Here is a 24,915-nt window from a genome sequence, read left to right on the forward strand (position 1 = left end):
GTGGATCAGGACAACGCTCCCGTTCTGGTCATGGGCGCCACGGGCTACGTGGGCGGGCGTCTGACGCCCCTGCTGCTGGAGCGCGGCGTCCGGGTGCGCGCCGCCGTGCGCTCCATCCGCAAACTCCAGGGCCGCCCCTGGGGACGGCATCCGAACCTGGAGATCGTCCGGGCCGACGCGCTGGACACCGAGGCCCTGACCGAGGCCATGCGCGGTTGCCGGGCGCTCTACTACCTGGTGCATTCCATCAAGCCCGGGGCGGCCCATTACGCCTCCCTGGACCGCCGCCTAGCCTATTCCGCGGTACGCGCGGCCCTGGCCGCCAAGCTGCCCCGGATCATCTACTTCACCGGCCTGGGCGGCGACCCCGAGCATCTCTCCGAACAGCTGCGGTCGCGCTACGAGGTGGGCGAAATCCTCTCCCTGGCCGCGCCCCTGACCCAGCTGCGCACCCCCCTGGTGCTCGGCTCGGGCGGGGCCTCCTTCGAGATGATCCGCGCACTCTGCGAACATCTGCGCGTCCTGGTGGCCCCCCGCTGGGCCAACACCCTCTGCCAGCCCATCGCCATCGCGGACGTTCTGGAATACCTCGCCGGATGCCTGGAGAAGCCGGAGACCATCGGCCGGACCTACGAGATCGGCGGCCCGGACGTGCTCACCTACAAGGAACTCTTCCGGCTCTACGCCGAGGTGGCCGGTCTGCCGCGCCGCTTCATCCTGACCCTGCCGGTGCGCAGCACCAAACTCTCCATCTGGTGGATCAACCTCGTGACGCCCATGTCCGTGTCGCTCATCAAGCCCCTGGTGGAGCGCATGCGCACCCAGGTCATCTGCCACGACACGCGCATCCGCGAGATCCTGCCCATCCCGTTGCGCTCCTGCCGCGAGGCCGTCGCCGAGGCCCTGGACAACGTGCGCCGCCACGACGTGCCCTCGTCCTGCTTCGACGCCGGCTCCACCCGCCTGCCCCAGTGGGCCAAGGGTCAGGCCGCGCCCGGGGCCAAGGTCTTCCACGACACCTTTTCCGTGACCCTGGCCGGGCCTCCGGAAACCGCCTGGAACGTGGTCAAGCGCATCGGCGGGGACACGGGCTGGTACTTCGGGGACTTCCTCTGGCGGATGCGCGGCTTCGTGGACGAGCTGTGCGGGGGCCCGGGCCTGTGCCGGGGACGCCGCAGCCCGGACACCGTGGCCATGGGCGACTTCCTGGACTTCTGGCGGGTGGTCGAGGTGGACGAGCCGAGACGCCTGCTCCTGCGCGCCGAGATGCGGGCCCCGGGCGAGGCCCTGCTGGAGTTCAGCGTGAACCCCCTGCCCGACGGCGGCACCGAGCTGCGCATGACCCCGAGCTTCGAACCCCGGGGCTTGGCGGGAATGCTGTATTGGTGGTGCATCGCTCCCTCGCACCACCTGCTCTTCCGGCCCATGCTCAAACACATGGCCCGGGCGGCCGGGGCGCGCATCCTGCGCGGCCCGGTGAGTTCACCGGGCTGATCCCGACGCGAGGAGGTTCCGCATGGAACGGAGCGAAAGCCCCATCCTGGTCCTGGGCGCCACCGGCTACGTGGGCGGACGGCTGGTCCCCCTCCTGCTGGAGCGCGGCTTCCGGGTGCGCGCCGCCGGGCGTTCGGTGGAAAAAATCCGCTCCCGGCCCTGGGGACGGCATCCGAACCTGGAGCCGGTCGTGGCCGACGCCCTGGACGAGGCGTCCCTGACCGAGGCCATGCGCGGCTGCCGCGCGGCCTATTACCTCGTCCATTCCATGCGCCCCGAAGCCCGCGACTTCGCAGCCCTGGACCGCCGCGCGGCCTGCAACATGGTCCGGGCGGCAAAGGCCACGGGGCTGGCCAGGATCATCTACCTCTCGGGCCTGGGCGACGACTCCGCCGCCCTTTCCGAGCACCTGCGGTCACGCCACGAGGTGGGCGAACTCCTGGCCCTGGGCCCGGCCGCCGTGACCCAGCTGCGCGCGGCCATGATCCTCGGCTCGGGCAGCGCCTCCTTCGAAATCCTGCGCCACCTCTGTGAACGCCTGCCGTTCATGATCACCCCACGCTGGGTGAACACGAAATGCCAGCCCGTGGCCGTCAGCAACGTCCTGGAATACCTCGTCGGTTGCCTGCAGAACGAGGGGACGGCCGGACAGACCTACGAAATCGGCGGCCCGGACGTGCTCTCCTACCGGGAGCTGTTCCGGCTCTACGCCGAGGTGGCCGGGATCAGGCCGCGGCTCATCCTGGCCCTGCCCCTGCTCACGCCCCGGCTCTCGGCCTGGTGGGTGAACATGGTCACGCCGGTGCCCATGGCCCTGGTGCGGCCCCTGGTGGAAGGCCTGGCCAACGAAGTGGTCTGCCGCGACGAACGCATCCGCGAACTCGTCCCGCAGGAACTGCTCTCCTGCCGCGAGGCCATCGCCACGGCCCTGGACCGCACCCGCCAGAACGCCGTTCCCTCCTGCTGCTTCGACGCAGGATCGGCCTGCCTGCCTGAATGGGCGGCCTGCGGCGATGCCCCATACGCCGGGGGCACGATCTTCCGCACCACCTACTCCCTGACCCTGGCCGGAACTCCGGAAGAGGCCTGGGAGGTCGTGCGCCGCATCGGCGGCGACACCGGTTGGTATTTCGGCGACCTGCTCTGGAAGCTGCGGGCCTTCATGGACAAGCTGGCCGGGGGGCCGGGCTTCACCCGCGGCCGCCGCGCGGCCGAGACCCCGGCCGTGGGCGATCACCTGGACTTCTGGCGGGTGCTGGCCGTGGACCCGCCGCGCCGCCTCCTGCTCCTGGCCGAGATGAAACTCCCGGGCCAGGCCATGCTGGAGTTCCGCATCGACCGCCAGGAGGGCGGCCCCACGCGGCTGTCCATGACCCCGAGTTTCCTGCCCCGGGGTCTCTGGGGTCTGGCCTACTGGTGGACCTTCTACCCATCCCACGCCTACCTGTTCAAAAACATGCTCACGCACATGGCCCGGGCCGCCGGGCTGCGCGTACTCACCGGGCCGGAAGCCTCATGAGCGCGGACGGCGTCCGCCCTCTCCGCGAGGGATTCACCACCGGCACGGCGGCCGCCGCGGCGGCCAAGGCCGCGGCCTTGTTCCTGGCCACCTGGAGCGCGCCGGGGAGCGTGGACGTGCCCCTGCCCGGCGGCGGACGGCTCACGGTGCCCGTGGCCCGTTGCGGGGCCGAAGGAAGCGGGGCCCGGGCCGTGGTCATCAAGGACGCTGGAGATGACCCTGACGTGACAGATGGGGCTGAAATTCATGCCTTCGTGGAACAAAAATCCGGATTGAGGGATGGAGAAATCATTCTCGAAGGCGGGAAAGGGATCGGAAGAGTGACCTTGCCGGGTCTGCCCGTGCCGCCGGGGCAGCCCGCCATCAACCCGACCCCCAGGGAGCAGATCGCCCGGGCCGTGGCCGAGGCCCTGGAGGACTCCGGCCTGGGCGCGGGCGCGCGGGTGGTCATCGAGGTTCCGGCGGGCGAGAAACTGGCGAAAAAAACCATGAACGCCCGCCTGGGCATCCTGGGCGGCATCTCCATCCTGGGCACGGCCGGGATCGTCCGGCCCTACAGCCACGACTCCTGGCTGGCCTCCATCGCCGAGGCCCTGGACGTGGCCCGGGCCGCCGGGCTGGCGGAGATCGTGCTGACCACCGGGCGGCGCAGTGAGCGCCAGTGGCGCGAGGCCGCGCCCGGAACCCCGGAACTGGGCGTGGTCCAGGCCGCCGACTTCTTCGCCGAGGCCACCCGGCTGGCGGCGGAGAAGGGCTTCGCCCGAATCACCTGGGCGGTGTTCTTCGGCAAACTCGTCAAGCAGGCCCTGGGCCTGCCCAACACCCACGCCCACGAGGCGGACCTGGACTTCGGCCGGGTGGCGGGCTGGTGCGCGGAAGCGGGAATCGCGCCCAAGGGGGTGGAACGTGCGGCCAGGGTGAACACGGCCCGGGAGCTGCTCGACCTGCTGCGGCCGGACCCGGCCCTGGCCGCCCTGCTCCGGCTCCTGGCCGGACGCGCGGCCTCGGCCGCGCGCGGCTTCGCCGGGGCCAGGGCCCCGGACATCGCCTACGCGGTCTTCGACCTGGAGGGCGGCCGCCTGCTCTAGCGGCCCAGGCCCAGGAGCAGCGCGCCCTGACTCAGGGTCACCACGCTGACCCGATTCGCCCGCAGCCAGTCGGCCAGGGCCGCCAGCTTCTTCTCGCTGATGGGCTCGTAAGCGTCGGCCCCGATCCCATGCAGGCAGAGCACCACCCAGTCTTCCTCCACCATGGCGTGCTGACGGATGAGTTCCTGAAGTTCCTCCAGGCTGGCGCCCGCGCGCACGGAATAGCGTTCCAGGTTGTGGAGGTCGTAGGCCTCGTTGCGGCGGATCACGCCGGACCCGGCGGGCGCGGGCTCGTTGACCCCATCGCCCAGCGAGGCGGCCAGGGTGTAATAACGGGTGGAGAGGTTCCGGCTCTCAGGCGTCCACTGGCTGAACGGAGCCACGAAGGCGCTCACGTCCAGGCCATGGCCCCGCAGCTCGTCGCGGGAGTCGCGCAGCTCACGCTCGTAGGAGCCCACCTTCACGGTCAGGCTCCTGGCCCCGGGGTCGAAACGCGGCAGCACGGTCAAGGTCTTGGCCTGCTTGTCATGGAAGAAGGCCCCGCCGGTGGTCAGCATTTCCTGGATCGAGCCCATGGGGGCCAGGGGCAGGTCGTCCAGGAACACGGCCACGCAATCGGAATAGGCGTAGGGCGCGCGGTAGACCGTGACGCCCTGGACCTTCACCGGCTTGAGCGTCAGGGGCTCGTCCTCCAGGCGCAACGGGATCATCTTGGGCCCGATGTGGTGGATGCTGTGGGAGGCGATCTCCCAGCCCCGCTTCTGGAGGTCCAGGGCCTGCTCCTTGGTCATGTAGCCGCCGTGAGGCCAGCGCACGTTCTCGGCGATGAGCGCCGTGACCGCCGGCAGGCCGTTTTTCTCCAGGATGGGCAGGGCGTTGTCGTAGACCGAGGCCAGTCCGTCGTCGAAGACCAGCGTGACCATTCCCTGGGCCCGGGCCGGGCCCGCCGTCAGGCAGAGAAAGGCCGCCAGCAGGAGGGCGGCCGAAAACATCGTTTTTCGCATCGTGGGCACCTTTTCAGGGTCGTTTCGAGCCAGAACTAGAGGAAACCATTTCCCCTGGCAAGCGGATTCAGGCCTCTTCCCCCCGGGCGGCCTTCCCGTTATAACCCGCCCATGAACACGACCCCCGACCCCGTGCATGTGCTGGGCCTCGCGCCCGGCTCGTTGATTCCCCCGCCGGATTGCGCCGAGATCCTGGCCCGGGCCCGCGTCCTCGTCGGCGGCAAGCGTCTGCTGGAGGCCTGCGGCCGGGATCTGGCCCCCAGGGCCGAACGCCGCCTGCCCGTCAGCGGGCCCCTGGACGCCGTGCTGCGCGACATCGAAAGCGAGACGATGAACGGCGGCGTCGTCGTCCTGGCCGACGGCGACCCCCTGTTCTACGGCCTGGGCAAGCGCCTGCTGGAAGCCCTGGGCCCGGAGCGGGTGCTCTTCCACCCCAACGTGAGCACCCTCCAGCTGGCCGCCGCGCGCCTGAAGTTCCCCTGGCAGGAGGCGGCCACCGTGTCCCTCCACGGCCGCTCGGACTACGCCCCGCTCTTCTCGGCCCTGGTGCGCGCGGACCACGTGCTCGTCTTCACCGACGAGGAGAACACGCCCCAGGCCATCGCCCGGGCGCTGCTGGAACGCGGCACCGACGGATTCAGCATGTCCGTGCTGGAGAACCTCGGCGCGCCCGAGGAGCGCGTGCAGCAGGTGACCCTGGAGGAGGCCTGGGACCAGACCTTCGCCCCGCTCAACGTGGTGGTCTTCGAGCGCCAGTATCCGCCGGAGATCCCGCCCTGCCTGGGCACCCCGGACCACTATTTCTTCCACGAGAAGGAACTCATCACCAAGCTGGCCGTGCGCGCCGCCGGCCTGGCCCTGCTCTCCGTGGCGCCCCAGGCCCTGGTCTGGGATCTGGGCGCGGGCTGCGGTTCGGTGTCCATCGAGGCCTCGCACCTGGCCTCCCGGGGCCGGGTCTACGCCGTGGAGAAGAACCGCAACCGCGCGGCCATGATCCGCGAAAACGTGCGCCGCATGGGCGCCTGGGCCGTGGAGACCGTGCAGGGGGAGATGCCCGGCTGCCTGAAGGGCCTGCCGGACCCGGACCGCGTCTTCATCGGCGGCGGACTCGGCCAGGACAACGCCGTGCTGGAGGAGGCCTGCCGCAGGCTCAAGTCCGGCGGCCGCGTGGTCATCCACTGCATCCTCCTGGACACCCTGCACCGGGCCAAGGGGCATCTGGAGCAGCTCAACTGGCACTTCGGGGTCACGCAGCTCCAGGCCAGCACCTCGGACCGGCTGGCCGGGGATCTGCGCTTCAGGGCCCAGAATCCGGTGTTCATCCTCTGGGCCGAAAAGCCTTGAGGCCTTCTCAGCGCCCGAGCACGCCCCGAAAGAAGACCGCCCGGTAGGTCAGCGGCAGGCCGCGCTCTCCGCCGTAGCGTTCCTCGTAGGCCGACAGAAAGGCCCGATAGCGTCCCTTGTCCGGCCGGGGGCGGCCGCCGCCGAAGCCCGCGCCGCTGCGGCGCAGGGAGCGCATGGCCTCGCGCGCTGCGGGGAAATGCAGGGTGTACTCCCGCACCTCGGTCTGGAAGCGCACGCCGGGCATGGCCGCCAGCATGGATTCGTAGGCCCCGGCCGGACGCAGGGGCCAGAATGAGCCGAAACCGGAGACCCGGGCGGCCCAGGCCGGTTCGGCCAGGGTGCCCTCGGTGAACAGAGCCAGGACGAAGCCGCCGCCGGGCCGCAGCAGATCCAGGCAGGCGGGCAGCGCGACCTCGGGCCGGACGAACCACTGCATGGCCGAGGCGCTGGCCAGGAAGTCGAAGGAGCCGGGGCGCAGCGGCGGGGCCTCGCCGTCGGCGGCCAGGCGCAGCACGCCCGGAACCGGCAGCGCGCCGAGCATGGCCGGGGAAAGGTCCAGGGCCACGTAGGGCCCGGCAGTGCGCGGGGCCAGCAGTTCCGTGAGCAGGCCGCAACCCGCGCCGATCTCCAGCACCCGACCCAGGGGGCCGTCCCCCGCCAGCCGGGCGCACTCCACCGCCACCTCGGCCTGGACCCGGGCGGCCTCGCGGTAGGTGTCCCGGGCCCGGTCGAAGGCCCGGCGCACGCCCTTATCCACCAGCCGCCTCCAGCAAGACGGAAAGGGGCACGAAGTGTCCGCCCTCCAGGGCCAGGAAGCGCGCCCCGGGCAACGCCTCCAGGCAGCGCCGCACGGCCTCGGCCGGGACGATGGCGTCGTCCGCGCCGTGGAGCACGAGGACGTGGTCGGCCGGGACACGGGGCGCGGCGTCGGTGGCGGATTCGGCCAGAAAGGCCAGTCCCGCGTCCAGCTCCGCCGGGGCGACGTCCCCGGGAACAGGCACGGGAGCCGCCCCGCACTTTGCGTGGAAGGCCGCCACGGTCCCGGTCGGGTCGGTGGCCAGGGCCCGACGCATGAGCCGCAGCACGCGGGCCGGGGTGAAGCCGGTGAAGCTCAGGAACGGCGCGGCCAGAACCACGCGTTCGTAGCGCGGCAGGACCAGGGCGCGATGCTTGAGCACGAGGTGCGCGCCCGTGGACCAGGCCAGCAGCGCCTCCCCGCCACGTTCCAGGGCCGCCAGGACTCGAGCCTCGTCCAGCCCGGCGAAGGGCGCGAGAAAGCGGGCTCCCCCGGGGAAATTGGGAAAAAGGGCCGCAAATCCGGCCCAGCCGGAAACGAAGGTCAGGTCCATGCGCTCATGGCCTCGCGCAGGTCGGCCAGGGCCGCGCGGGTCAGCTCGAGGTCCGCGTCCGTGAGGTCCGCGCGCAGGGAGAGCCGCAGCCGGGCCGTGTGCGCGGGCACCGTGGGCGGCCGCACGGCCGGGGCCAGAATGCCGCGTCCGGCCAGGAAGTCGCGGGCGCGCAGTGCGGTCTCGTTGGGACCGAGAATTACGGGCACGATCTGGCAGGCCGAGGCCCCGGTGTCGAAATCCAGTCCGGCCAGGAAAGCACGCAGCCCAGCCGCCATGTCCAGGAGTCTCGAGCCCAGGGACGGATCGCGGATCACGGCCCGGACGCCCGCAAGGGCCGCGCCCACGGCCGCCGGAGGCAGGGCCGTGGAGAAGATGAAGCCTCGGCCGGTGTTGCGCAGGTAGTCCACGGCCTCCCGGCTCCCGGCGATGAAGGCCCCGTGCGCGCCCAGGGCCTTGCCCAGGGTGCCCATGAAGAGCACGTTCTCGCCCGCCACCCCGAGTTCGTAGCCCAGGCCCCGGCCCTGGCCGAAGACGCCCGTGGCGTGGGCCTCGTCCAGCACGAGCAGGGCGCCGTGCTCACGGCAGAGCGCGGCGATCTCCTTCAGGGGGGCCAGATCGCCGTCCATGCTGAAGACCGTGTCCGTGACCACGATCTTGCGTTCGCGGCCGCGATGACGCTCCAGGAGTTCGGCCAGATGCGCGGCGTCGGCATGGCGGTAGCGCTCCATGTCCGAGCCGGAGAGACGGATGCCGTCCACGATGCTGGCGTGGTTCAGACGATCGGAGAAGATCACCGCGTGGCGGCCGCCCAGGGCCTGGAGCAGGAGCACGTTGGCCGCGTAGCCCGAGCCCACCGCCAGAGCGTCCTGGGTCTCCTTCAGCGCGGCCGCCTCGCTCTCCAGCAGGTCCAACAGGGAATACTGGCCCGAGACGAGGCGCGAGGCCCCGGAGGAGGTTCCGTATTCGCGCACCGCGCAGACGGCGGCCTCCTTCATCTCCGGCGTACCGGCCAGGCCGAGATAGTTGTTGGAGGCCAGGTTGAGCAGCCGCCCGCCCCCGGCCGTGACGAAACGATCCGCGCCCCGGTCCAGATCCGGAACACGCCGAAGCAGCCCACGCTGTTCCAATCCAGCCAATTCGCGCCGGAAGAACTCCGGCCAGAACGATGCTCCCATGCCCGCCTTGAAAGCCTGTTGCGATTGATCTACCGTTCGGACCCCGGTCAACGGGAGAAAGGAGCAGAACATGTCCGCGAAACCCGGAACACTCTGGCATCCCTGCACCCAGATGAAGGACCACGAGGACTTCCCCGTGATCCGGGTGGCCAGGGGCCAAGGCATATATCTCTTCGACGAGGGCGGCAAGCGCTACCTGGACGCGGTCTCGTCCTGGTGGGTGAACCTCTTCGGCCACGCCAATCCGCGCATCGCCTCGGCCATCGCCCGCCAGGCCCAGATCTTGGAGCAGGTCATCCTGGCCGGGTTCAGCCACGCCCCGGCCGAGGAGCTGGCCGAGCGCCTGACCGCCCTGGCTCCGGCGGGCCTCGAACACGTCTTCTACGCCGACAACGGCTCCTCGGCCGTGGAAGTGGCGCTGAAGATGGCCCACGGCTTCTTCCGCAACCAGGGCCGCGCCGGGAAGTTCCGCTTCACCTACCTGGACAACGGCTACCACGGCGAGACCCTGGGCGCGCTGGCGGTCTGCGGCGAGGATCTGTATTCCGAGCAGTTCGGGGCCATCATGCCCCAAGGCAACCTGCGCGTGGCCGGGCCGGACTGCTTCCGCTGCCCTTTGGGGCTCGCGCGCGAGGGCTGCGACGCGCCCTGCTTCCAGGCCATGGGCGAAACCCTGGAACGCCATGCAAACGAGATCGCGGCGGTCATCGTGGAGCCCCTGCTCCAGTGCGCGGGCGGGTTCCGCATCTATCCCCCGGCCTACCTGCGCCGCCTGCGTCAGGCCACGCGCGAGGCCGGCGTCCTGCTCATCCTGGACGAGATCGCCACGGGCTTCGGCCGCACGGGCACCCTCTTCGCCTGCGAGCAGGCCGGGATCAGCCCGGACCTCATGTGCGTGTCCAAGGGCGTCACCGGCGGCTTCCTGCCCCTGTCCGCCGTGCTGGCCACGGACGAGATCTACGCGGCCTTCTACGCCGATTGGGCCGAACGCAAGGCCTTCCTGCACAGCCACAGCTACACCGGCAACCCCCTGGCCTGCGCCGCCGCCCTGGAGACGCTGGCCATCTTCCGCGACGAGGACGTCATCGCCCGCAACCGGCCCAAGGCCGCGCTCCTGGCCGAGCTGGTCCGCGAACGCTTCGGCGGGCATCCCAACGTGGGCGAGGTGCGTTCCCTGGGATTCGTCACGGCCGTGGAGCTGGTGGCCGACCGGGCCACGAAGGCCCCCCTGCCCGCCGCGAACCGCACGGGCCTCCACATCTCCCGCGCCGGGTTCAAGCGCGGCCTGCTCTGGCGCAACCTGGGCGACATCCTCTACTTCATGCCGCCCTACGTCATCACCGAGGAGGAGATCGACCGGCTGACCCGCGACGCCCGGGCCGCCCTGGGGGAGGTGCTGCCCGAAGGAGAGGCGAGATGATCCGCCTGTTCGTCTCCGGCACGGACACCGACGCGGGCAAGACCGTGCTGGCGGGCCTCCTGGCCAAACACTTGCTGGGCCTCGGCAAGAGCGTGCGCTACATCAAGCCCATGCAGACCGGACACCCGCCGGACGACGACGCGGCCACGGTGCGCCGCATCTCGGGCCTGGGCCCGGAGGCCGCGCGCCTGCTCTTCTCCGCGCCCGAGCCCGTGTCACCGAACTTCTGCTTCGACCCCTTCCCCTTCGAGGAGATCCTGGACGCCGTGGCGGCCGAGCCCCCCTCCGACGTGCTCCTGGTGGAGGGCGCGGGCGGCCTGCTGGCCCCGCTGGACGACGCCCGGGCCATGCACGACCTGGCCCGGGCCCTGAACATGCCGGTGGTCCTGGCCGCGCCCAACCGCGTGGGAGGGCTGAACCACCTCCTGCTCTCCCTGCACTTCATGCGCAGCACCGGCCTGCAGCTGGCCGCCGTGGGCCTGAACGAGCACTTCAGCGCCGACGCCCGCAAGGCCGCCCTGAACCGCGACTTCCTGCGCCGCACCATGCCCGGCCTGCCGCTGTTCACCTACGACGCCACGGGACTCACGAGCGAACCGCCGTTTTGTTGACACCCCGGCGCTTCCGGTCGTATTTCCTCGAGAAACCCGCCGGAGGCGCGACATGACGCAGGTCTTCTTCATCGGCGCGGGTCCGGGCGACCCGGAACTGCTCACGCTCAAGGCCGCGCGGCTCATCGGCATGGCCGACCTGGTGCTCTACGCGGGCTCCCTGGTGCCCCCGGCGACGGTGGCCGAGGCCAAGGACGGGGCCCGGGTCATGGACTCCGCCCCCCTGACCTTGGAGGAACAGCACGCCCTGGTCATGGACTGCGTTCGAGCCGGAGGACTGGTGGCCCGGGTGCATACCGGCGACCCCTCGCTCTACGGCGCGGTGCGCGAACAGACGGAACTCCTGGACCGCGAGGGCGTGGACTGGGAGGTGGTGCCCGGGGTCACGGCGGCCTTCGCCACGGCGGCCGCCGCGCGCGTGGCCTTCACCGTGCCGGACGGCACGCAGACCCTGATGGTCACGCGCCTGGCCGGGCGCACGCCCGTGCCCGAGGCCGAGGCCCTGCGCGAATTGGCCCGCCACGGCTCGGCCCTGGCGATCTATCTTTCGGCCGGGGACGTCGCGGGGGTGCGGCGAGAACTGCTGGCCGGGGGGTTGCCCCCGGACACGCCGGTGGTCATCGGCCACCGCGTGGGCTGGCCGGACGGCTCGGTGCGGGAGACCAGCCTGGACCAGCTGGCCGAGGCCGCCGACGAGGCCGGATTCACGCGCCAGGCCGTGTTCCTGGTCCTGCCGGGCAACGGCGCGCGCGGCGCGCGCTCGAAACTCTACGACGGCGGCTTCCGCCACATGTACCGGGGGTGAGCATGGAACGGCTGTCCCTGAAAAGCGCGGCGCGGGAAGATTTCCTGGACATCACTGGAGAACTGCGCGAACTCGTGCGGATGCGGGGCTGGATCAGCGGGGCCCTGGCCCTGTTCTGCCCGCACACCACGGGAGCGCTGACGGTCAACGAAGGCGCGGACCCGGACGTGGAGCGCGACGTGCTCGCCCGGCTGCGGACCCTGGCTCCGCGCGAGGGCGACTACCGCCACGCCGAGGGCAACAGCGACGCCCACGTGAAGACGAGCCTCCTGGGGCCCTCGCTGCTCGTCCTGGTGCAGGACGGAACGCTCATGCTCGGCACGTGGCAGAAGGTCTTCTTCTGCGAATTCGACGGGCCCAGGCGGCGCGAACTCTGGGCCCAGTGGCTGCCGGGAGCCTGATCAGAAGAGTCGGCGGACCTTGTCCCAGGCCTGCAACGGCGGCTCGACGCCCGGGCGGGACTGGGCCTGCTCCATGCGGCCGCGCAGGCCGTCCACCCAGGTCTTCAGGCGGAAGCACTCGGCGGTGTCCATGTCGCGTCCGGCCTCGGTGAGCAGATCACGGCCCGCGCGGCGCAGCGCCTCGCGGTAGCCCATGCCCTTGGCGGCGTAGCGGGCGGCCTTGTCTTCCATGCGGCGCTTGGCTATTCTCTCGTTCATGGTCGCATCCTCCCTGATGCCTGAGGTTCGCGACCTAAAAAGCAAATTCCGGGCCAGTCCCGGGCGACCGGCCGGGAATCCGCGCCACACGGACATTTCTCCATGCAGAACAGCCACAAGTTCTTCCGCAACGAGGCCTGCGCCTACTTCCCCTGCCATGAAACCGACGATCCCGGGAACTTCAACTGCCTGTTCTGCTACTGCCCGCTCTACTGCCTGGGCCCGGACTGCGGCGGCGACTTCCGGCTCACCCCGGCGGGCGTGAAGGACTGCACGCCCTGCATGCTGCCGCACCGGCCCGAAAACTACGGACGCATCGTGGAAAAACTCCGGCTGGTCTGCCGGAAGCGCGCGGACTAGGAACTACTGCTCGGAGAGGTAGGGCAGGAGGAGGTCCATCTCGGCCAGGATATCCACGAAGCGGATTCCGGCCAGGAAGCGGCCGCCCACCAGCCCGGTCCAGACGATCTCGCCGAAGCGCTCTTCCTCCAGGGCGTTCAGCCCGTTGCCCACGGCCAGCACGGTCACGGCCTGGCCCACGTCCACGCGGCCGTAGAGCGAGGCGTCCTCGGAGCGGACCTTCATGCCCGCGCGGGAGAGGTCGTCCACGGCGAAGCGGTGGCGTCCGCCCGCCAGGAGCAGGTCGCAGCGCAGGCGGCCGTCCGCGGGCAGACGCGGCTTGCGACGGCGCTCCGCGCGACGACCGCCGGACGTGCTCATGGGGCCTCCTCCCGGCCGGGGTCGCGCCCCGGAATCAGAAGACTTCCGCCTCGAACCAGAAGATGTCCGTGCCCTCGGCCTTCCAGGCGTCGGCCGGGAGCCCGGCCTTGAGGCAGGTCTGGCCCAGGAACTTCAGCCGGTCCCAGCCCCACTCCACCGGCACCTGGGGCAGGAGCAGCCCTGACTGGTAGCCCCGGCGCATGAGCAGGCCGTGGCGGCCCACTTCCACCAGTTCCGGGTCCGGGCAGGGCGTGAGGGGCGAGAGGATGGAGATCTCGACCTCCAGCCGGGCGAACTCCCCGGCGGTCAGCGGCGGAAAGCGCGGATCCTGGAAGGCCGCCGCCTGGGCCATGTCCCAGACCGTGCGGAACAGCGGGCCCGCGCCCTGGATGTGGCCGATGCAGCCGCGCAGCCGCCCGTCCAGGCTCAGGGTCACGAAGGCCCCCAGGCGCTCGCGCAGCTTGTCCGTGGGCGGCGCGGGCGGATCGTCTGGGCCGTGGCCCGGGGTCAGCCGGGAGGCGATGGACAGGCGCACCAGATCCTTGAGGTAAATCTTTTCCTCGTCCGTGAGGGTGAAGTGGAAGGCTTCGGTCATCACGGCCTCCTTGTGCCCATGTCTCTATTTTATCCGGCCCGGGAGGTCTTGGCAAAGTCCGCGCCGGGCGCGGCCGGGGGCACCGCGCGCAGGAGCAGAAGCCCGGCGGCGAAAAGCAGGATCACCGCGCCCAGGCCCACGCGCTGGGAGCCCGAGGCCAAGGTCAGCCAGCCCACCAGGAGCGGGCCGATGAAGGCCGTGATCTTGCCCGAGAGCGCGAAGAGCCCGAACATCTGGTTGCGGACCTCCTCCGGGGCCATGCGCGCCAGCCAGGTGCGACTGCTGGCCTGGGCCGGACCCACGAACAGGCCGAGGATCAGGCCGAAGACCCAGAACAGGGACTTGGAGGTGACCACGAGCATGAGCGCGCCGGGCAGCATGAGGCCCCAGAGGGACCAGACGATGACCTTCTTGGGCCCCAGACGGTCGTCCAGCACGGCGAAGGCCGCCGCGCCGAGCCCGGCGGTGACGTTCAGGCCGATGCCGTAGAGCAGGATCTCCTCCGGGCCCATGCCGAAGGTTCCGGCGGCGTAGATGCCGCCGAAGGCGAACATGGTCGTCAGGCCGTCGTTGTAGAGCATCCGCGCCAGAAGGAAGCGGCCGATGTCGCGGTAGCGCCGGGCCTGGCGCAGGGAGTCGCGGATCTGGGCCAGCCCGGCCAGCACGGCGCGCCCCAGGGGCATGCCGGTGTCCGGCTCGTCGCGGGCCAGGAGAAAGAGCGGCAGAGAGAACAGGCCGAACCAAAGCGCGGTGAGCAGGGCCGTGGCCCGGACATGCTCGGCCTCCCCGCGCGGCAGGGGCAGCCAGGGATCGGCCGTGACCAGGCCGTAGAGCCCGATGGCGAGGCAGAGCAGGCCACCCACGTAGCCCACGGCCCAGCCCCAGCCGGACCAGCGGCCCAGGCGTTCCGGCGGGCAGAGCGAAGGCAGCATGGCGTTGGCGAAGACCACCCCGCACTCCATGCCCACGGTGGCCAGGCCCACCAGGATGAGCGCGGCCGGGACGCAGGCCGGGTCGGGCTTGATGAACCAGAGCAGGGCCGTGCAGACCACGGCCAGGAGCGTGAAGGCTCCGATCCAGGGTTTGCGGCGGCCCCGGTGGTCGGCCACCGCGCCCAGGAGCGGCCCGCCCAGGCCGATGACCAGCCCGGACACGGCCAGCATCTCGCCCCACTGGGCCGTGCCCAGGGTCTCGTTCTCGGCCACGGAGCGGGCGAAGTAGGCCGCGAAGACGAAGGTCTCGATGAGCGTGGAGAAGGCGCTGTTGGCCCAGTCGTAGAAGGCCCAGGCCAGGAGCCCGGCCAGCGGACGGACGGGGCGCGCCGCGCTCACGGGAGGCCCCTAGAAGCCCTGCTCCAGGGGCGGATTCACGAGGCAGACCCCCAGATCCGAGAGGTCCGCCGGGGGCCGCTTGGCGGGGGTCAGCCGCACGTGGCGATCCTCCGTGATCAGGCGTCCCTCGGCCAGCCACTGCACGGCCTGGGGAAAGATGCGGTGTTCCAGCTTCAGGATGCGCGCGGCCAGGGCGTCGCCGCCCTCGCCCGGCTCGGCTGGAACGGCGGCCTGGATGACCACCGGGCCGTGGTCCATGATCTCGTCCACGAAATGCACGGTGCAGCCGGAGATGCGCACGCCGTAGTCAGCGGCGTCGCGCTGGCCGTGAGCCCCGGGAAAGCTCGGCAGAAGCGCGGGGTGGATGTTCAGCATGCGGCGATGAAAGGCCTGCACGAAGCCCGGGGAGAGGATGCGCATGAACCCGGCCAGGATCACGGCCTCGGCCTGATGCGCCTCGATGGCCCGCAGAACCTCGCGGTCGAAGTCCCCGCGCGAGGGAAAGTCCGAGTGGACCACGACCTTGGTGGGGATGCCGTTCTTGCGCGCCCGGATCAGGCCGTAGGCGTCGGGCTTGTTGGCGACCACCAGCTTGATCTCGGCGTCCAGGACGCCCTGCTCGATGCGGTCGATGAGGGCCTGCAGGTTGGAGCCGCCTCCGGAGACGAGCACGGCGAGGGACAGGGGCATGGGGACTCCTTGAAGCGCGGGCTGCGCAAGAAATGCTGGAATTCAGGCGACTTGAAAATAATAGCCCGGAATCCGGCCCGCGTCAAGAAAGCGAAAGGGATTGGCAGGGGCGGGAACGGTGCGATAAGGTGCCGCACCATGCCGACGCCGCTCCGCCTCCTCGTCCTCCTGATCCTGGCCGCCCTGGGAACAGTCGCGCCCAGCATCGCGGCCCAGCCCGGCGACGACGGCCGGGACGCGCGCATGGAGCACGCCCGGGCCCAGAGCCTCCTGGACATCTGGACCGGCGACCTGCCGGAGATGCTGGACAACCACCGCGTGCGCGCCCTGGTCATCAGCGACCGGGCCAACTTCTTCATCGACGCCACGGGCCAGCCCCGGGGTTTCATGTACGAGCTGGGCCAAATATACCGCAAGAAGCTCAACGTCGGGCGCAAAAAACGTGAGCTGCGGGTGGACGTGACCTACGTCCCCGTGCTCCTGGACGACGCCATTCCGGCCCTGCTGGCCGGACGCGGCGACGTCATCGCCCACACCCTGACCGTGACCCCGGAAAGGGAGAAGCTGGTGGCCTTCACCGCGCCCCTGCTCACCGACGTGCGCGAGGTTCTGGTCACGCGCAAGGGCGCGCCGCGCCTGACGCGCATGGAGGACTTCGGCGGCCGCGAGGTCCACGTGGTGAGCGGTTCGAGCCACGTGGAGCACCTCCGGGCCCTGAACCTCCTGTTCTCGCGCCACGGCGTCCCGCCCGTGAAGATCGTGGAGGCCGAACATACCCTGGGCTCGGCCAACCTCCTGGAGATGCTCTCCGCCGGGATCATCGACAGCGTGGTCTGCGACGACCACCAGGCCGCGCTCTGGTCCCGGATCCTGCCCGGGCTGGTGATCAACGAGGCCTTTCCCCTGACCGCCGGGGGCAAGGCCGCCTGGGCCGTGCGCAAGACCAATCCCCTGCTCCTGGCGAGCCTGAACGCGGCCATCGCGGACATGCTTCGCGACCGGAAGGCGCTCGAATCCCGATTCGCGGCCTACCACCAAGACACGCGCTGGTTGTCCAACCCCTTCGTGGGCCGCGAGGGCCGCGCCTTCATGAAGCACTTCCAGGCCTACGCCCGGACCTACGGCTTCGACTGGCTCCAGGCCCTGGCCCAGGCATTCCAGGAGTCGCGCCTGGACAACACGGCGGTCAGCCCCTCGGGCGCGGTGGGGATCATGCAGCTTTTGCCCTCCACGGGCCGGGGCCTGGGCTTCGACGACATCCGCCCGGCGGAGAACAACATCCACGCGGGCATCAAGTACATGAACCTGCTGCGCGGCCAGTTCGACGACGAGGCCATGACCCCGGAAAACCGCTTCCACTTCGCCCTGGCGGCTTACAACGCCGGGCCGAACCGGGTGAAGCGGCTGCGCGAGATGGCCGCCGAGGACGGGCTCGACCCCAACGTCTGGTTCGGGAGCGTGGAGCGCGAGGCCTTGCGCGTGGTGGGGCTGGAGACCGTGAACTACGTGCGCAACATCAACAACTACTTCATCGCCTACCGGCTCTCGGCCGAGATCATCACACGCCGTGACGAAACCATGAAGAGCAAGGAGCGGACGACGCCATCGGCCGGGGGCGCGATCCGTTCCTAGCGCTCCGCCAGCCGCCCCACCACCAGGGAGGCCTTGTCCCGGCCGTCCAGGCGCAACACGTCCGTGAGCCCGGCGTCCTCCATCCAGCCCCGCACCTCGGATTCCGTGTAGGTGTCCCCGCGCTCGGTGTTCACGAGCATGTTCAGGGCGAACAGGGCCCCGTGCAGCGGCGTGGTGCGGTCGTCGTCCATGATGAAGTCCTGCACGGCCACCCGGCCGCCCGGATTCAGGGCCCGGGCCGCGCGGGCCACCAGACGCTTATTTTCCGCGGCGGAATTGATGTGCGCGATGGCCGAGAGGAAGACCAGGTCGTAGCCTTGGCCGAAATCGGCGTCGTGGTAGTCGCCGTTCTGGGTGCCGATGCGCTCGGAGAGTCCCTCGGCCGCCACGTAGCGCCGCGTGAGCGGGGTCACATGGGGCAGGTCCAGGACCACGGCCGTGAGCCCGGGCTCGGCCCGGCAGAAGGCCATGCTGTAGGCCCCGGAGCCGCCGCCCAGGTCCAGGACGCGGCGCACCCCGGAGAGGTCCAGGAGCGCGGCCAGGGCCCCGGCGTCATCCTTGGCCCGGCGGTGCATGGCCTCGATGAAGGAGCGGGTGTCGGCCGAATCGGCCGAGGGCCGCTCGGTGACGCGGCCGCCGCGGCGCACGGCGTCGGTGAGCGTGGCCCAGCTCTTGTAGACGTTGGCGGTGTGCGCCAGACCCGAAAGGTAGCGCGGGCTCCTGGCGTTGAGGAAGGTCTCGGCGGCCTCGGTGTTGCGGAACAGTCCGCCGTCCTTGCGCACGAAGCCCAGGGCGGCCAGGGCGTTCAGCAGGCGGTCCAGGCCGCGCGGGTCCGCGCCCAGGCGCTCGGCCGCCTCCTCCGAGCCCAGCCCCTCCAGGCCCAGGGCCGTGAAGACTCCCAGTTCGAAGGCCGAGAGCAGCACCCGGCTCTCCTGGAAGGCCTTGGCGATCTCCTGGATATCCCTCTCGCCGCCAATCTCGGGCCTGGACATGATCTCCTCCTTGCTCTACCGGCGCGCGTCCTCCACAAGGGCCGCCACCAGCGCGGGAATGGTGTAGTCGGCGGGCTGCACGGCGGGCGCGAAGCCGTATTTCTCCAGCGTCCGGGCCGTCACCGGGCCGATGCAGGCGAAGCGCACCGAGGAATGTTTCCTCATCTCCTCGGCGGGCATCAGGGCGAAGAAGTTGTCCACCGTGGAGGAGCTGGCGAAGGTCACGTAGTGGATGCGGCCCTCGTCCAGGGCCGCGCGCAGTTCCGAGGCGTCGGACTGGGCGGGCCGGGTCTCGTAGACCGGCAGCACGTCCACGTGGCAGCCCGCCTTGCGCAGATCCTCGGGCAGCACCTCGCGGGCCTCGCGAGCCCGGGGGATGAGGACGCGCTTGCCCGCCGCGCCTTTCTCCAGCAGTCCGGCCACCACCTGTTCGGCCACGAACTTCCCGGGCACGAAGTCCGCGCGGATGCCGCGTTCGGCCAGGGCGGCCGCCGTGGCCGGGCCGATGGCCCCCACCTCCACGCCCGCGAAGACGCGCGCGTCCAGGCCGAACTCGGCCAGGTGGTCCCAGAAGCACTTCACGCCGTTCACCGAGGTGAACACGGCCCAGTCGTAGGACGGCAGGGCCACCACGGCCTTCTCCACGGCCTCGTCGTCGGCCGCCGGGGTCACGGCGATGGTCGGGAACTCCAGGACGCAGGCCCCGTCCTCGCGCAGCAGGGCCGAGAGGTCGCTGGCCTGCTCGCGGGAGCGCGTGACCACCACGCCCTTGCCCAAAAGCGGCTTCTTCTCGAACCAGGCCAGCTTGTCGTGCAGGCCGCAGACCCCGCCCACGATGATGATGCTCGGGGCCTTGAACTTCCGGCGCTCGGCCTCTGCGGCCACGTGTTCAAGCGTGGAGACGAAGGACTGCTGGTCGCAGCGCGTGCCCCAGCGGACCAACGCCACCGGGGTCTCCGGAGCGCGGCCGTTGTTCATCAGGTTGCCCGCGATCATGGGCAGGTTCTTCACGCCCATGTAGAAAACCAGGGTGGAGCTGCTCCGCCCGTAGACTTCCCAGTTGTGGCCGGACTCCTCCTTGGTGGGGTCCTCGTGGCCGGTGATGAAGCAGACGCTCGTGGTGTGGTCGCGGTGCGTCACCGGAATCCCGGCGTAGGCCGCGGCGGCCACCCCGGACGTGACGCCCGGGACCACCTCGAATTCGACGCCCGCCTCCACCAGCTCCTCGGCCTCCTCGCCGCCACGCCCAAAGACATAGGGATCACCGCCCTTGAGCCGGGCCACGCTCTTGCCCTCGCGGGCCTTGGCGATGATCAGGGCGTTGATCTGGTCCTGAGGCAGGGTGTGGTCCCCGCCCTTCTTGCCCACGTAGAGCACTTCCGCGTCCTCGCGGCAGAACTTCAGGAGGTCCGGGTGGGCCAGGTAGTCGTAGATGACCACGTCGGCCGTCTCCAGAATCTGCTTGCCCTTGAGGGTGAACAGGCCGAGATCGCCCGGGCCCGCGCCGATGAGATAGACCTTGGACATGTTGCCTCCGGCGGCCAGGGGAAGCCCCTTTCTGGAGAAAGGGGCTTCCCCTGGACCCCTTCCCCAAAGACTTTCAACGGCGCGCCCTCGCGGGCGCGCGGCTCATGACACTCGTTTCGGCCGCGCCGGGGCGGGCCCGCCTTGCATCCTCAGCCCGCCACGCTGCGCAGCCGGGCCTCCAGGGCCGAGAGCTTGTCCTTCTCCTCGGCCAAAAGCGTCAGCTTCTCGCGCTCCTTCTCCACGACCTCGGCCGGAGCCTTGGCCACGAAGCCCTGGTTGGCGAGCTTCTTTTCCACGATGGACACCTGTTGGGCCAGTTTGTCCAGCTGCTTGCCCACGCGGATCAGCTCGGCCTCGAAGTCCACCACGCCCTCCAGGGGCACGAAGACCTCGTTGCCGCGCACCACGGCCGTGCCCGAGGCGCGGGGGCCCTTGACCTCCGGTCCGGCCTGGAAGTTCTCCAGCCGGGCCAGGGAGAGCAGCAGGGGCCGCACGGATTCGAGCAGCGCGGCGTCCTCGGCCGAGGGCGTGCGCACGAGCAGGTCGAGCTTCTTCGCCGGGTCCACGCCCAGTTCGGCGCGGATGTTGCGCACTGCGGTGACCACGCCCTGGAACAGCTCCATCCTGGCGGCCACGGCCTCGTCGCGCAGTTCGGGACGGGCGGCCGGGGAAGGCTCCAGGGCGATGTCCTTGCGGTTTTCCGGGATGCCCGGCAGCGCGGCCCATATCTCCTGGGTCACGAAGGGCATGATCGGGTGGAGCAGGACCAGGGTCTCGGAGAGCACGGTCCAGAGCACCACCTGGGCGCGGGCCTTGGCCGTCTCGTCCTGGCCGTAGAGGTCGCCCTTGGCCATCTCCAGGTACCAGTCGCAGAACTCGCTCCAGATGAAGCGGTAGAGCCCCTGGGCCATGTCGTTGAAGCGGTACTCCACGACGGCCAGGCGCACCTCCTCCTTGACCTCCTCCAGGCGGCGCAGAATCCAGGTGTTGGCCAGTCCGCCGCAGTCCTTCAGCTCCGCCCGGGGCATGGCCTCGGGCAGGTTCATGAGCGCGAAGCGGGCCGCGTTCCAGATCTTGTTCACGAAGTGGCGGTAGCCCTCGATGCGCTTCTCCGAGAGCTTGATGTCCCGGCCCATGGCCGCGAAGGCCGTGAGGGTGAAGCGCAGGGAGTCGGTGCCGTATTTCTCGATCATCGCCAGCGGGTCGATGACGTTGCCCGTGGACTTGCTCATCTTCTTACCCTGCTCGTCGCGCACCAGGGCGTGGATGTACACGTGTCCGAAGGGCACGCGGTCCATGAAGTGCAGGCCCATCATCATCATCCGGGCGACCCAGAAGAAGAGGATGTCGAAGCCGGTGACGAGCACGGAGGTGGGATAGAAGGCCGCCAGCTCCGGGGTCTTGTCCGGCCAGCCCAGGGTCGAGAAGGGCCAGAGCGCGGAGGAGAACCAGGTGTCCAGCACGTCCTCGTCCTGAACCAGGCGCGTCTCGCCGCACTTGGGGCAGCGGTCGGGGTCCTTGGCCGCCACGATGAGTTCGCCGCAAGCCTCGCAAGTCCAGGCCGGGATGCGGTGGCCCCACCAAATCTGGCGGCTGATGCACCAGTCGCGGATGTTGTCCAGCCAGTCGTAGTAGACCTTCTCCCACTGCTTGGGGAAAATCTCGGTGTCGGCGGGCACGGCGGCGCGGGCGCGCTCGGCCAGGGGCTTGACCTTCACGAACCACTGGGTGGAGACGTGCGGCTCGATGACGCTCTTGCAACGGTAGCACTCGCCCACGCTGTGCTCGTGGTCCGCCACCTCCAGGAGCAGGCCCTCGGCCTGAAGGTCTGCCACCACGGCCTCGCGGCACTCCTCCTTGGTCATGCCGCGATACTTCTCGGGCGCGTTCTCGTTCATGCGCCCGTCCTCGTCGATGACCTGCATCACCTCCAGGCCGTGCTTGCGGCCCAGTTCCCAGTCGTTCATGTCGTGGGCCGGGGTGACCTTCAGGCAGCCGGTGCCGAACTCGCGGTCCACGTAGTTGTCGCCGATGACCGGGAGCTTGCGGCCCACCAGGGGCAGCACCGCGTACTCGCCGATGTGCTCGTTGTAGCGCTCATCCTCGGGATGCACGGCCACGGCCGTGTCGCCGAGCAGCGTCTCCGGCCGGGTGGTGGCGATCACGAGCGAACCGCCCTTCATGAGCGGATACTTGATGTGCCAGAGGTGGCCCTTCCTCGGGGCGTGCTCCACCTCGTCGTCGGCCAGGGCCGTGTGGCAGCGGTTGCACCAGTTGACGATGTACTTGCCCTTGTAGATGAGTCCCTCGTGGAAGAGCCGGGCGAAGACCTCGCGCACGGCCCGGGACAGGCCCTCGTCCAGGGTGAAGCGCTCCCGGGTCCAGTCAACGGACGCGCCCAGGCGGCGGATCTGGTTCAGGATGCGGTCGCCGTACTGCTTGCGCCACTCCCAGACCCGGGCGATGAAGGCCTCGCGCCCCAGGTCATGGCGGCCCTTGCCTTCCTTCTTCAACTGGCGCTCGACCACGTTCTGGGTGGCGATGCCCGCGTGGTCCGTGCCCGGAACCCAGAGGACCTTGCGGCCCTGCTGGCGGTGGAAGCGGCAGAGGATGTCCTGAAGCGTCAGGTTCAGGGCGTGGCCCATGTGCAGGGCGCCGGTGACGTTGGGCGGCGGGATGACGATGGAATACGGCTTGCCCGGCCCGGCCGGGTCGGGGCTGAAGGCCCGGGTCTCTTCCCAGTGCTTGGCCCACTTTTCCTCAATGCCCCAAGGCTCGTAACCCTTGGGGAGGGATGCTTCGGACATCGACTGACTCCTTTGGAAAGATGACGGGAGCGGGTCATGGCCCGGTCCCGTCCGCGCTGAATCGAAAGACCTACCCAAAAATCGTCCAAGAGGAAAGACCCGGCTTCGCCGCCGACTTCGTCGGACTATAGAAAGGCAGAGAGGCTCTCGGCTCTTTGTCTCTTTGAAACGGGCCGAAGGCCCCCGGCTTCGTCGGATGAGAGAAAACGGAGAGGCTCTTCCTTGCTTTCCGAGATCAGGCGAAGCCTGCCGCTCCGCCGGATTATAATGCGGCCCTCCTTGCCACCCAGCATGGATTCTGCGATAGAAAAAATGCGATTCGTAAGTTCTTCAACGGGTTGCCCCTGACAACAGAGGAGGAGAGATGAAAGGGATTCTGCGCGTGTTGGTGTTCCTGTGCTGCCTGGGCGCCGCCGGAACGGCCCTGGCCTGCACCACGATCCTCGTGGGCAAGGACGCCTCCACCGACGGTTCGGTGCTCGTTTCGCATTCCGACGACGGCCTGGGCGACGCCCGGCTCATCTCTGTCCCGGCCATGGACCACAAGCCCGGAAGCATGCGCGCGGTGTACTACTCCCACTGCGCCCTGGACTTCAAGCCCCAATGGGGCGGCAGCGAGTCCCAGCGCATGATGACCACCGAGCGCGGCCCGGGCTACAACACCCCCGGCGTGCCCAAGAGCGTGCCCCTGGGCTTCATCCCCCAGGTGGCCCATACCTACGCCTACTTCGACGCCAACTACGGGATCATGAACGAGCACCAGCTGTCCATCGGCGAATGCACGGACAAGGCCAAGGTCCACCCCGAGCCCGAGGCGGGCAAGCGCATCTTCTACTCCGCCGAGCTGTCCCGCGTGGCCCTGGAGCGCTGCACGACCGCCCGCGAGGCCATCCAGCTCATGGGCGAACTCATCGCCAAGTACGGCTACTACGGCACCGGCGAGACCCTCCTCGTGGCCGATCCCAAGGAAGGCTGGGTCTTCGAGATGTGCGGCTACGACATGAACGGCACGGACGGCGTCTGGGTGGCCCAGCGCGTGCCCGACGACGCCTTCTTCGCGGCCGCCAACCAGTTCCGCATCCGCGAGGTCCGGGAGAACGCCCCGGACATGATGTACTCCAAGAACATCTTCGACGTGGCCAAGGCCAAGGGCTGGTGGAAGCCCGAGAGCGGTCCCCTGGACTGGACCGCCGTGTACGGCGACGGCGAGTTCCACCACCCCTACTACTCCCTGCGCCGGGTCTGGCGGGCCATGACAATGGTGGCCCCGTCGCTGAAGCTCTCCCCCTGGGTCGAGGGCCCCTTCACCAAGGCCTATCCCTTCACCATCAAGCCGGACAACAAGCTCAACCCCAAGGACATCTTCGCCATCCACCGCGATAATTACGAAGGCACCGAGTTCGATTTGACCCAGGGGCTGGCCGCCGGGCCCTTCAACGACCCGAACCGCTTCGAGGGCCAGGCCGAGGGCATGGCCGACAAGGAAGGCCGCCTGACCCCGCTCGACGGGGCCTTCGAGCGGCCGCTGAACATATACCGCTGCGTCTACGCCTACGTGAACCAGTCGCGCTCGTGGCTGCCCGACGCCATCGGCGGGCTCACCTGGTACGGCCCGGACCGTCCGGCCACGGCCGTGCTCCTGCCCTTCCACGCGGGCGTCATCGACCTGCCCGCGCCGATCCAGAAGGGCGACGCGCTCAAGCTCGAACGCGGCAGCCTCTGGACCGCCTTCAACTACGTGGCCAACTACGCCATGCTCAAATACTCGTTCATGATCCAGGACATCGTGAAGGTGCGCGAGCGATACGAGTCCACCGCCTTCGGCGAGCAGCCCGCCCTGGAGGACAAGGCCCTGGCGCTCTGGAAGAAGGGCGACCAGAAGGGGGCGCGCAAGCTGCTCACCGCCGACGCCGACACCCGGGCCAAGGCCCTGCTCAAGGACTGGTGGAATCTCTCGGATCAGCTCTACATCAAGTACAACGACGGTTTCCTGAACACCAAGGAAGGCCTGGCCCAGGAAGTCTTCTACCCGGCCTGGTGGCTCAAGGCCGTGGGCTACGAAAGCGGCCCGAGCACGTACGAAAAGCCGAAGAAGTAACCGAACGCCCGGCGGGACGCCCTCTTCCTCGGGGAGGGGGCGTCCCTTGCCGAAT

Annotated in this window: 23 protein-coding genes; 11 read left to right on the plus strand and 12 right to left on the minus strand. The window is 69.7% G+C overall.

The features are described from left to right. From H587_RS17650 to cbiD, 3 genes are read left to right on the plus strand one after another with little or no spacing between them, the layout of a single operon-like run. Positions 1–1,494 carry an SDR family oxidoreductase gene (locus H587_RS17650; RefSeq protein ID WP_245560836.1) on the plus strand — a complete coding sequence of 498 codons (1,494 nt, stop codon included), beginning with the start codon at positions 1–3 and terminating at the stop codon, positions 1,492–1,494. Between the two features lie 22 nt (positions 1,495–1,516). Further along, on the plus strand, positions 1,517–3,013 hold the full coding sequence (locus H587_RS0107155) for an SDR family oxidoreductase (RefSeq protein ID WP_027175688.1): 1,497 nt from the start codon (positions 1,517–1,519) through the stop codon (positions 3,011–3,013). Next, positions 3,010–4,101, plus strand: a complete 1,092-nt coding sequence (cbiD, locus tag H587_RS0107160) for a cobalt-precorrin-5B (C(1))-methyltransferase CbiD (RefSeq protein WP_027175689.1) — start codon at positions 3,010–3,012, stop codon at positions 4,099–4,101. The genes H587_RS0107155 and cbiD overlap by 4 nt, the downstream gene beginning before the upstream one ends. Here the strand turns inward: cbiD and H587_RS0107165 are convergent. Next, the gene (locus tag H587_RS0107165; protein ID WP_169432756.1) at positions 4,098–5,105 is read right to left on the minus strand and encodes a polysaccharide deacetylase family protein; all 1,008 of its coding nucleotides are present in this window, start codon (positions 5,103–5,105) and stop codon (positions 4,098–4,100) included. The two genes, cbiD and H587_RS0107165, sit on opposite strands and share 4 nt — an antisense overlap. 111 nt (positions 5,106–5,216) lie before the next feature. Here H587_RS0107165 and H587_RS0107170 point away from each other — a divergent pair, with 111 nt between their 5' ends. Beyond that, complete coding sequence (locus tag H587_RS0107170; RefSeq protein ID WP_034608771.1) at positions 5,217–6,449, plus strand: bifunctional cobalt-precorrin-7 (C(5))-methyltransferase/cobalt-precorrin-6B (C(15))-methyltransferase; 1,233 nt, start codon at positions 5,217–5,219, stop codon at positions 6,447–6,449. A gap of 7 nt (positions 6,450–6,456) precedes the next feature. On the opposite strand, the gene H587_RS0107175 is transcribed toward H587_RS0107170, so the two are convergent. The 3 genes from H587_RS0107175 to H587_RS0107185 are packed head-to-tail and all read right to left on the minus strand — an operon-like array spanning position 6,457 to position 8,973. Beyond that, on the minus strand, positions 6,457–7,206 hold the full coding sequence (locus H587_RS0107175) for a methyltransferase domain-containing protein (RefSeq protein ID WP_027175692.1): 750 nt from the start codon (positions 7,204–7,206) through the stop codon (positions 6,457–6,459). Continuing rightward, positions 7,199–7,798 (minus strand): hypothetical protein, encoded by a 600-nt coding sequence (locus tag H587_RS20820; RefSeq protein ID WP_027175693.1) that lies wholly within the window; start codon positions 7,796–7,798, stop codon positions 7,199–7,201. The genes H587_RS0107175 and H587_RS20820 overlap by 8 nt, the downstream gene beginning before the upstream one ends. Further along, on the minus strand, positions 7,789–8,973 hold the full coding sequence (locus H587_RS0107185; protein ID WP_027175694.1) for an aminotransferase class I/II-fold pyridoxal phosphate-dependent enzyme: 1,185 nt from the start codon (positions 8,971–8,973) through the stop codon (positions 7,789–7,791). Before H587_RS0107185 ends, H587_RS20820 begins: the two co-directional genes overlap by 10 nt. Before the next feature lie 70 nt (positions 8,974–9,043). On the opposite strand from H587_RS0107185, the gene bioA reads away from it, so the two are divergent. Genes bioA through H587_RS0107205 form a run of 4 tightly spaced genes read left to right on the plus strand, consistent with a single transcriptional unit; the run spans position 9,044 to position 12,210 of the window. Further along, the gene (gene bioA / locus H587_RS17655) at positions 9,044–10,393 is read left to right on the plus strand and encodes an adenosylmethionine--8-amino-7-oxononanoate transaminase (protein ID WP_034608774.1); all 1,350 of its coding nucleotides are present in this window, start codon (positions 9,044–9,046) and stop codon (positions 10,391–10,393) included. Then, positions 10,390–11,004 carry a dethiobiotin synthase gene (gene bioD, locus H587_RS0107195; RefSeq protein ID WP_027175695.1) on the plus strand — a complete coding sequence of 205 codons (615 nt, stop codon included), beginning with the start codon at positions 10,390–10,392 and terminating at the stop codon, positions 11,002–11,004. Before bioA ends, bioD begins: the two co-directional genes overlap by 4 nt. Before the next feature lie 52 nt (positions 11,005–11,056). Further along, the gene (gene cobM / locus H587_RS0107200) at positions 11,057–11,809 is read left to right on the plus strand and encodes a precorrin-4 C(11)-methyltransferase (protein ID WP_027175696.1); all 753 of its coding nucleotides are present in this window, start codon (positions 11,057–11,059) and stop codon (positions 11,807–11,809) included. Between the two features lie 2 nt (positions 11,810–11,811). Then, positions 11,812–12,210, plus strand: a complete 399-nt coding sequence (locus H587_RS0107205) for a secondary thiamine-phosphate synthase enzyme YjbQ (protein ID WP_027175697.1) — start codon at positions 11,812–11,814, stop codon at positions 12,208–12,210. On the opposite strand, the gene H587_RS0107210 is transcribed toward H587_RS0107205, so the two are convergent. Next, positions 12,211–12,468, minus strand: coding sequence for a hypothetical protein (locus H587_RS0107210; RefSeq protein WP_027175698.1), 258 nt, complete (start codon positions 12,466–12,468; stop codon positions 12,211–12,213). Between the two features lie 102 nt (positions 12,469–12,570). On the opposite strand from H587_RS0107210, the gene H587_RS0107215 reads away from it, so the two are divergent. Next, positions 12,571–12,828, plus strand: coding sequence for a cysteine-rich small domain-containing protein (locus H587_RS0107215; protein WP_027175699.1), 258 nt, complete (start codon positions 12,571–12,573; stop codon positions 12,826–12,828). 3 nt (positions 12,829–12,831) lie between these two features. On the opposite strand, the gene H587_RS0107220 is transcribed toward H587_RS0107215, so the two are convergent. The 4 genes from H587_RS0107220 to purN are packed head-to-tail and all read right to left on the minus strand — an operon-like array spanning position 12,832 to position 15,804. Next, the gene (locus H587_RS0107220; RefSeq protein ID WP_027175700.1) at positions 12,832–13,188 is read right to left on the minus strand and encodes a PilZ domain-containing protein; all 357 of its coding nucleotides are present in this window, start codon (positions 13,186–13,188) and stop codon (positions 12,832–12,834) included. 34 nt (positions 13,189–13,222) lie between these two features. Continuing rightward, a complete protein-coding gene (gene amrA / locus H587_RS0107225) occupies positions 13,223–13,783 on the minus strand; it encodes an AmmeMemoRadiSam system protein A (protein WP_027175701.1) in 561 nt (186 codons plus the stop codon). A 29-nt stretch (positions 13,784–13,812) separates the two neighbouring features. Continuing rightward, positions 13,813–15,114, minus strand: coding sequence for an MFS transporter (locus H587_RS17660; protein WP_051202516.1), 1,302 nt, complete (start codon positions 15,112–15,114; stop codon positions 13,813–13,815). Positions 15,115–15,123: 9 nt separating this feature from the next. Beyond that, positions 15,124–15,804, minus strand: a complete 681-nt coding sequence (gene purN, locus H587_RS0107235) for a phosphoribosylglycinamide formyltransferase (RefSeq protein WP_027175702.1) — start codon at positions 15,802–15,804, stop codon at positions 15,124–15,126. Between the two features lie 138 nt (positions 15,805–15,942). Between purN and H587_RS17665 the strand changes: the two genes are divergently transcribed. Next, complete coding sequence (locus H587_RS17665) at positions 15,943–17,436, plus strand: MltF family protein (RefSeq protein ID WP_051202517.1); 1,494 nt, start codon at positions 15,943–15,945, stop codon at positions 17,434–17,436. On the opposite strand, the gene H587_RS0107245 is transcribed toward H587_RS17665, so the two are convergent. The 3 genes from H587_RS0107245 to H587_RS0107255 all read right to left on the minus strand — a co-directional run bounded on the left by H587_RS0107245 (position 17,433) and on the right by H587_RS0107255 (position 22,762). Further along, positions 17,433–18,428, minus strand: a complete 996-nt coding sequence (locus H587_RS0107245) for a methyltransferase (protein WP_034608777.1) — start codon at positions 18,426–18,428, stop codon at positions 17,433–17,435. The genes H587_RS17665 and H587_RS0107245 overlap by 4 nt on opposite strands. A gap of 15 nt (positions 18,429–18,443) precedes the next feature. Continuing rightward, positions 18,444–19,955 (minus strand): uroporphyrinogen-III C-methyltransferase, encoded by a 1,512-nt coding sequence (gene cobA / locus H587_RS0107250; RefSeq protein WP_027175704.1) that lies wholly within the window; start codon positions 19,953–19,955, stop codon positions 18,444–18,446. 149 nt (positions 19,956–20,104) lie between these two features. Next, on the minus strand, positions 20,105–22,762 hold the full coding sequence (locus H587_RS0107255) for a valine--tRNA ligase (protein ID WP_027175705.1): 2,658 nt from the start codon (positions 22,760–22,762) through the stop codon (positions 20,105–20,107). 364 nt (positions 22,763–23,126) lie between these two features. On the opposite strand from H587_RS0107255, the gene H587_RS0107260 reads away from it, so the two are divergent. Continuing rightward, positions 23,127–24,860, plus strand: coding sequence for a dipeptidase (locus tag H587_RS0107260; RefSeq protein ID WP_027175706.1), 1,734 nt, complete (start codon positions 23,127–23,129; stop codon positions 24,858–24,860). Positions 24,861–24,915 lie beyond the last annotated feature (55 nt).

The sequence above is a fragment of the Desulfovibrio aminophilus DSM 12254 genome, assembly GCF_000422565.1.
GTDB lineage: Bacteria > Desulfobacterota > Desulfovibrionia > Desulfovibrionales > Desulfovibrionaceae > Aminidesulfovibrio > Aminidesulfovibrio aminophilus.

Bases quoted from the DNA above. Each gene is read 5' to 3' on its own strand.
- H587_RS0107255 (WP_027175705.1), bottom strand. From the start codon at position 22,762: ATGTCCGAAGCATCCCTCCCCAAGGGTTACGAGCCTTGGGGCATTGAG.
- H587_RS0107155 (WP_027175688.1), top strand. From the start codon at position 1,517: ATGGAACGGAGCGAAAGCCCCATCCTGGTCCTGGGCGCCACCGGCTAC.
- bioA (WP_034608774.1), top strand. From the start codon at position 9,044: ATGTCCGCGAAACCCGGAACACTCTGGCATCCCTGCACCCAGATGAAG.
- H587_RS0107185 (WP_027175694.1), bottom strand. From the start codon at position 8,973: ATGGGAGCATCGTTCTGGCCGGAGTTCTTCCGGCGCGAATTGGCTGGA.
- bioD (WP_027175695.1), top strand. From the start codon at position 10,390: ATGATCCGCCTGTTCGTCTCCGGCACGGACACCGACGCGGGCAAGACC.
- cobA (WP_027175704.1), bottom strand. From the start codon at position 19,955: ATGTCCAAGGTCTATCTCATCGGCGCGGGCCCGGGCGATCTCGGCCTG.
- amrA (WP_027175701.1), bottom strand. From the start codon at position 13,783: ATGACCGAAGCCTTCCACTTCACCCTCACGGACGAGGAAAAGATTTAC.
- H587_RS0107215 (WP_027175699.1), top strand. From the start codon at position 12,571: ATGCAGAACAGCCACAAGTTCTTCCGCAACGAGGCCTGCGCCTACTTC.
- cbiD (WP_027175689.1), top strand. From the start codon at position 3,010: ATGAGCGCGGACGGCGTCCGCCCTCTCCGCGAGGGATTCACCACCGGC.
- H587_RS0107170 (WP_034608771.1), top strand. From the start codon at position 5,217: ATGAACACGACCCCCGACCCCGTGCATGTGCTGGGCCTCGCGCCCGGC.
- H587_RS0107245 (WP_034608777.1), bottom strand. From the start codon at position 18,428: ATGTCCAGGCCCGAGATTGGCGGCGAGAGGGATATCCAGGAGATCGCC.
- cobM (WP_027175696.1), top strand. From the start codon at position 11,057: ATGACGCAGGTCTTCTTCATCGGCGCGGGTCCGGGCGACCCGGAACTG.
- H587_RS0107165 (WP_169432756.1), bottom strand. From the start codon at position 5,105: ATGCGAAAAACGATGTTTTCGGCCGCCCTCCTGCTGGCGGCCTTTCTC.
- H587_RS0107220 (WP_027175700.1), bottom strand. From the start codon at position 13,188: ATGAGCACGTCCGGCGGTCGTCGCGCGGAGCGCCGTCGCAAGCCGCGT.
- H587_RS0107260 (WP_027175706.1), top strand. From the start codon at position 23,127: ATGAAAGGGATTCTGCGCGTGTTGGTGTTCCTGTGCTGCCTGGGCGCC.
- H587_RS20820 (WP_027175693.1), bottom strand. From the start codon at position 7,798: ATGGACCTGACCTTCGTTTCCGGCTGGGCCGGATTTGCGGCCCTTTTT.
- H587_RS0107205 (WP_027175697.1), top strand. From the start codon at position 11,812: ATGGAACGGCTGTCCCTGAAAAGCGCGGCGCGGGAAGATTTCCTGGAC.
- H587_RS17665 (WP_051202517.1), top strand. From the start codon at position 15,943: ATGCCGACGCCGCTCCGCCTCCTCGTCCTCCTGATCCTGGCCGCCCTG.
- purN (WP_027175702.1), bottom strand. From the start codon at position 15,804: ATGCCCCTGTCCCTCGCCGTGCTCGTCTCCGGAGGCGGCTCCAACCTG.
- H587_RS0107210 (WP_027175698.1), bottom strand. From the start codon at position 12,468: ATGAACGAGAGAATAGCCAAGCGCCGCATGGAAGACAAGGCCGCCCGC.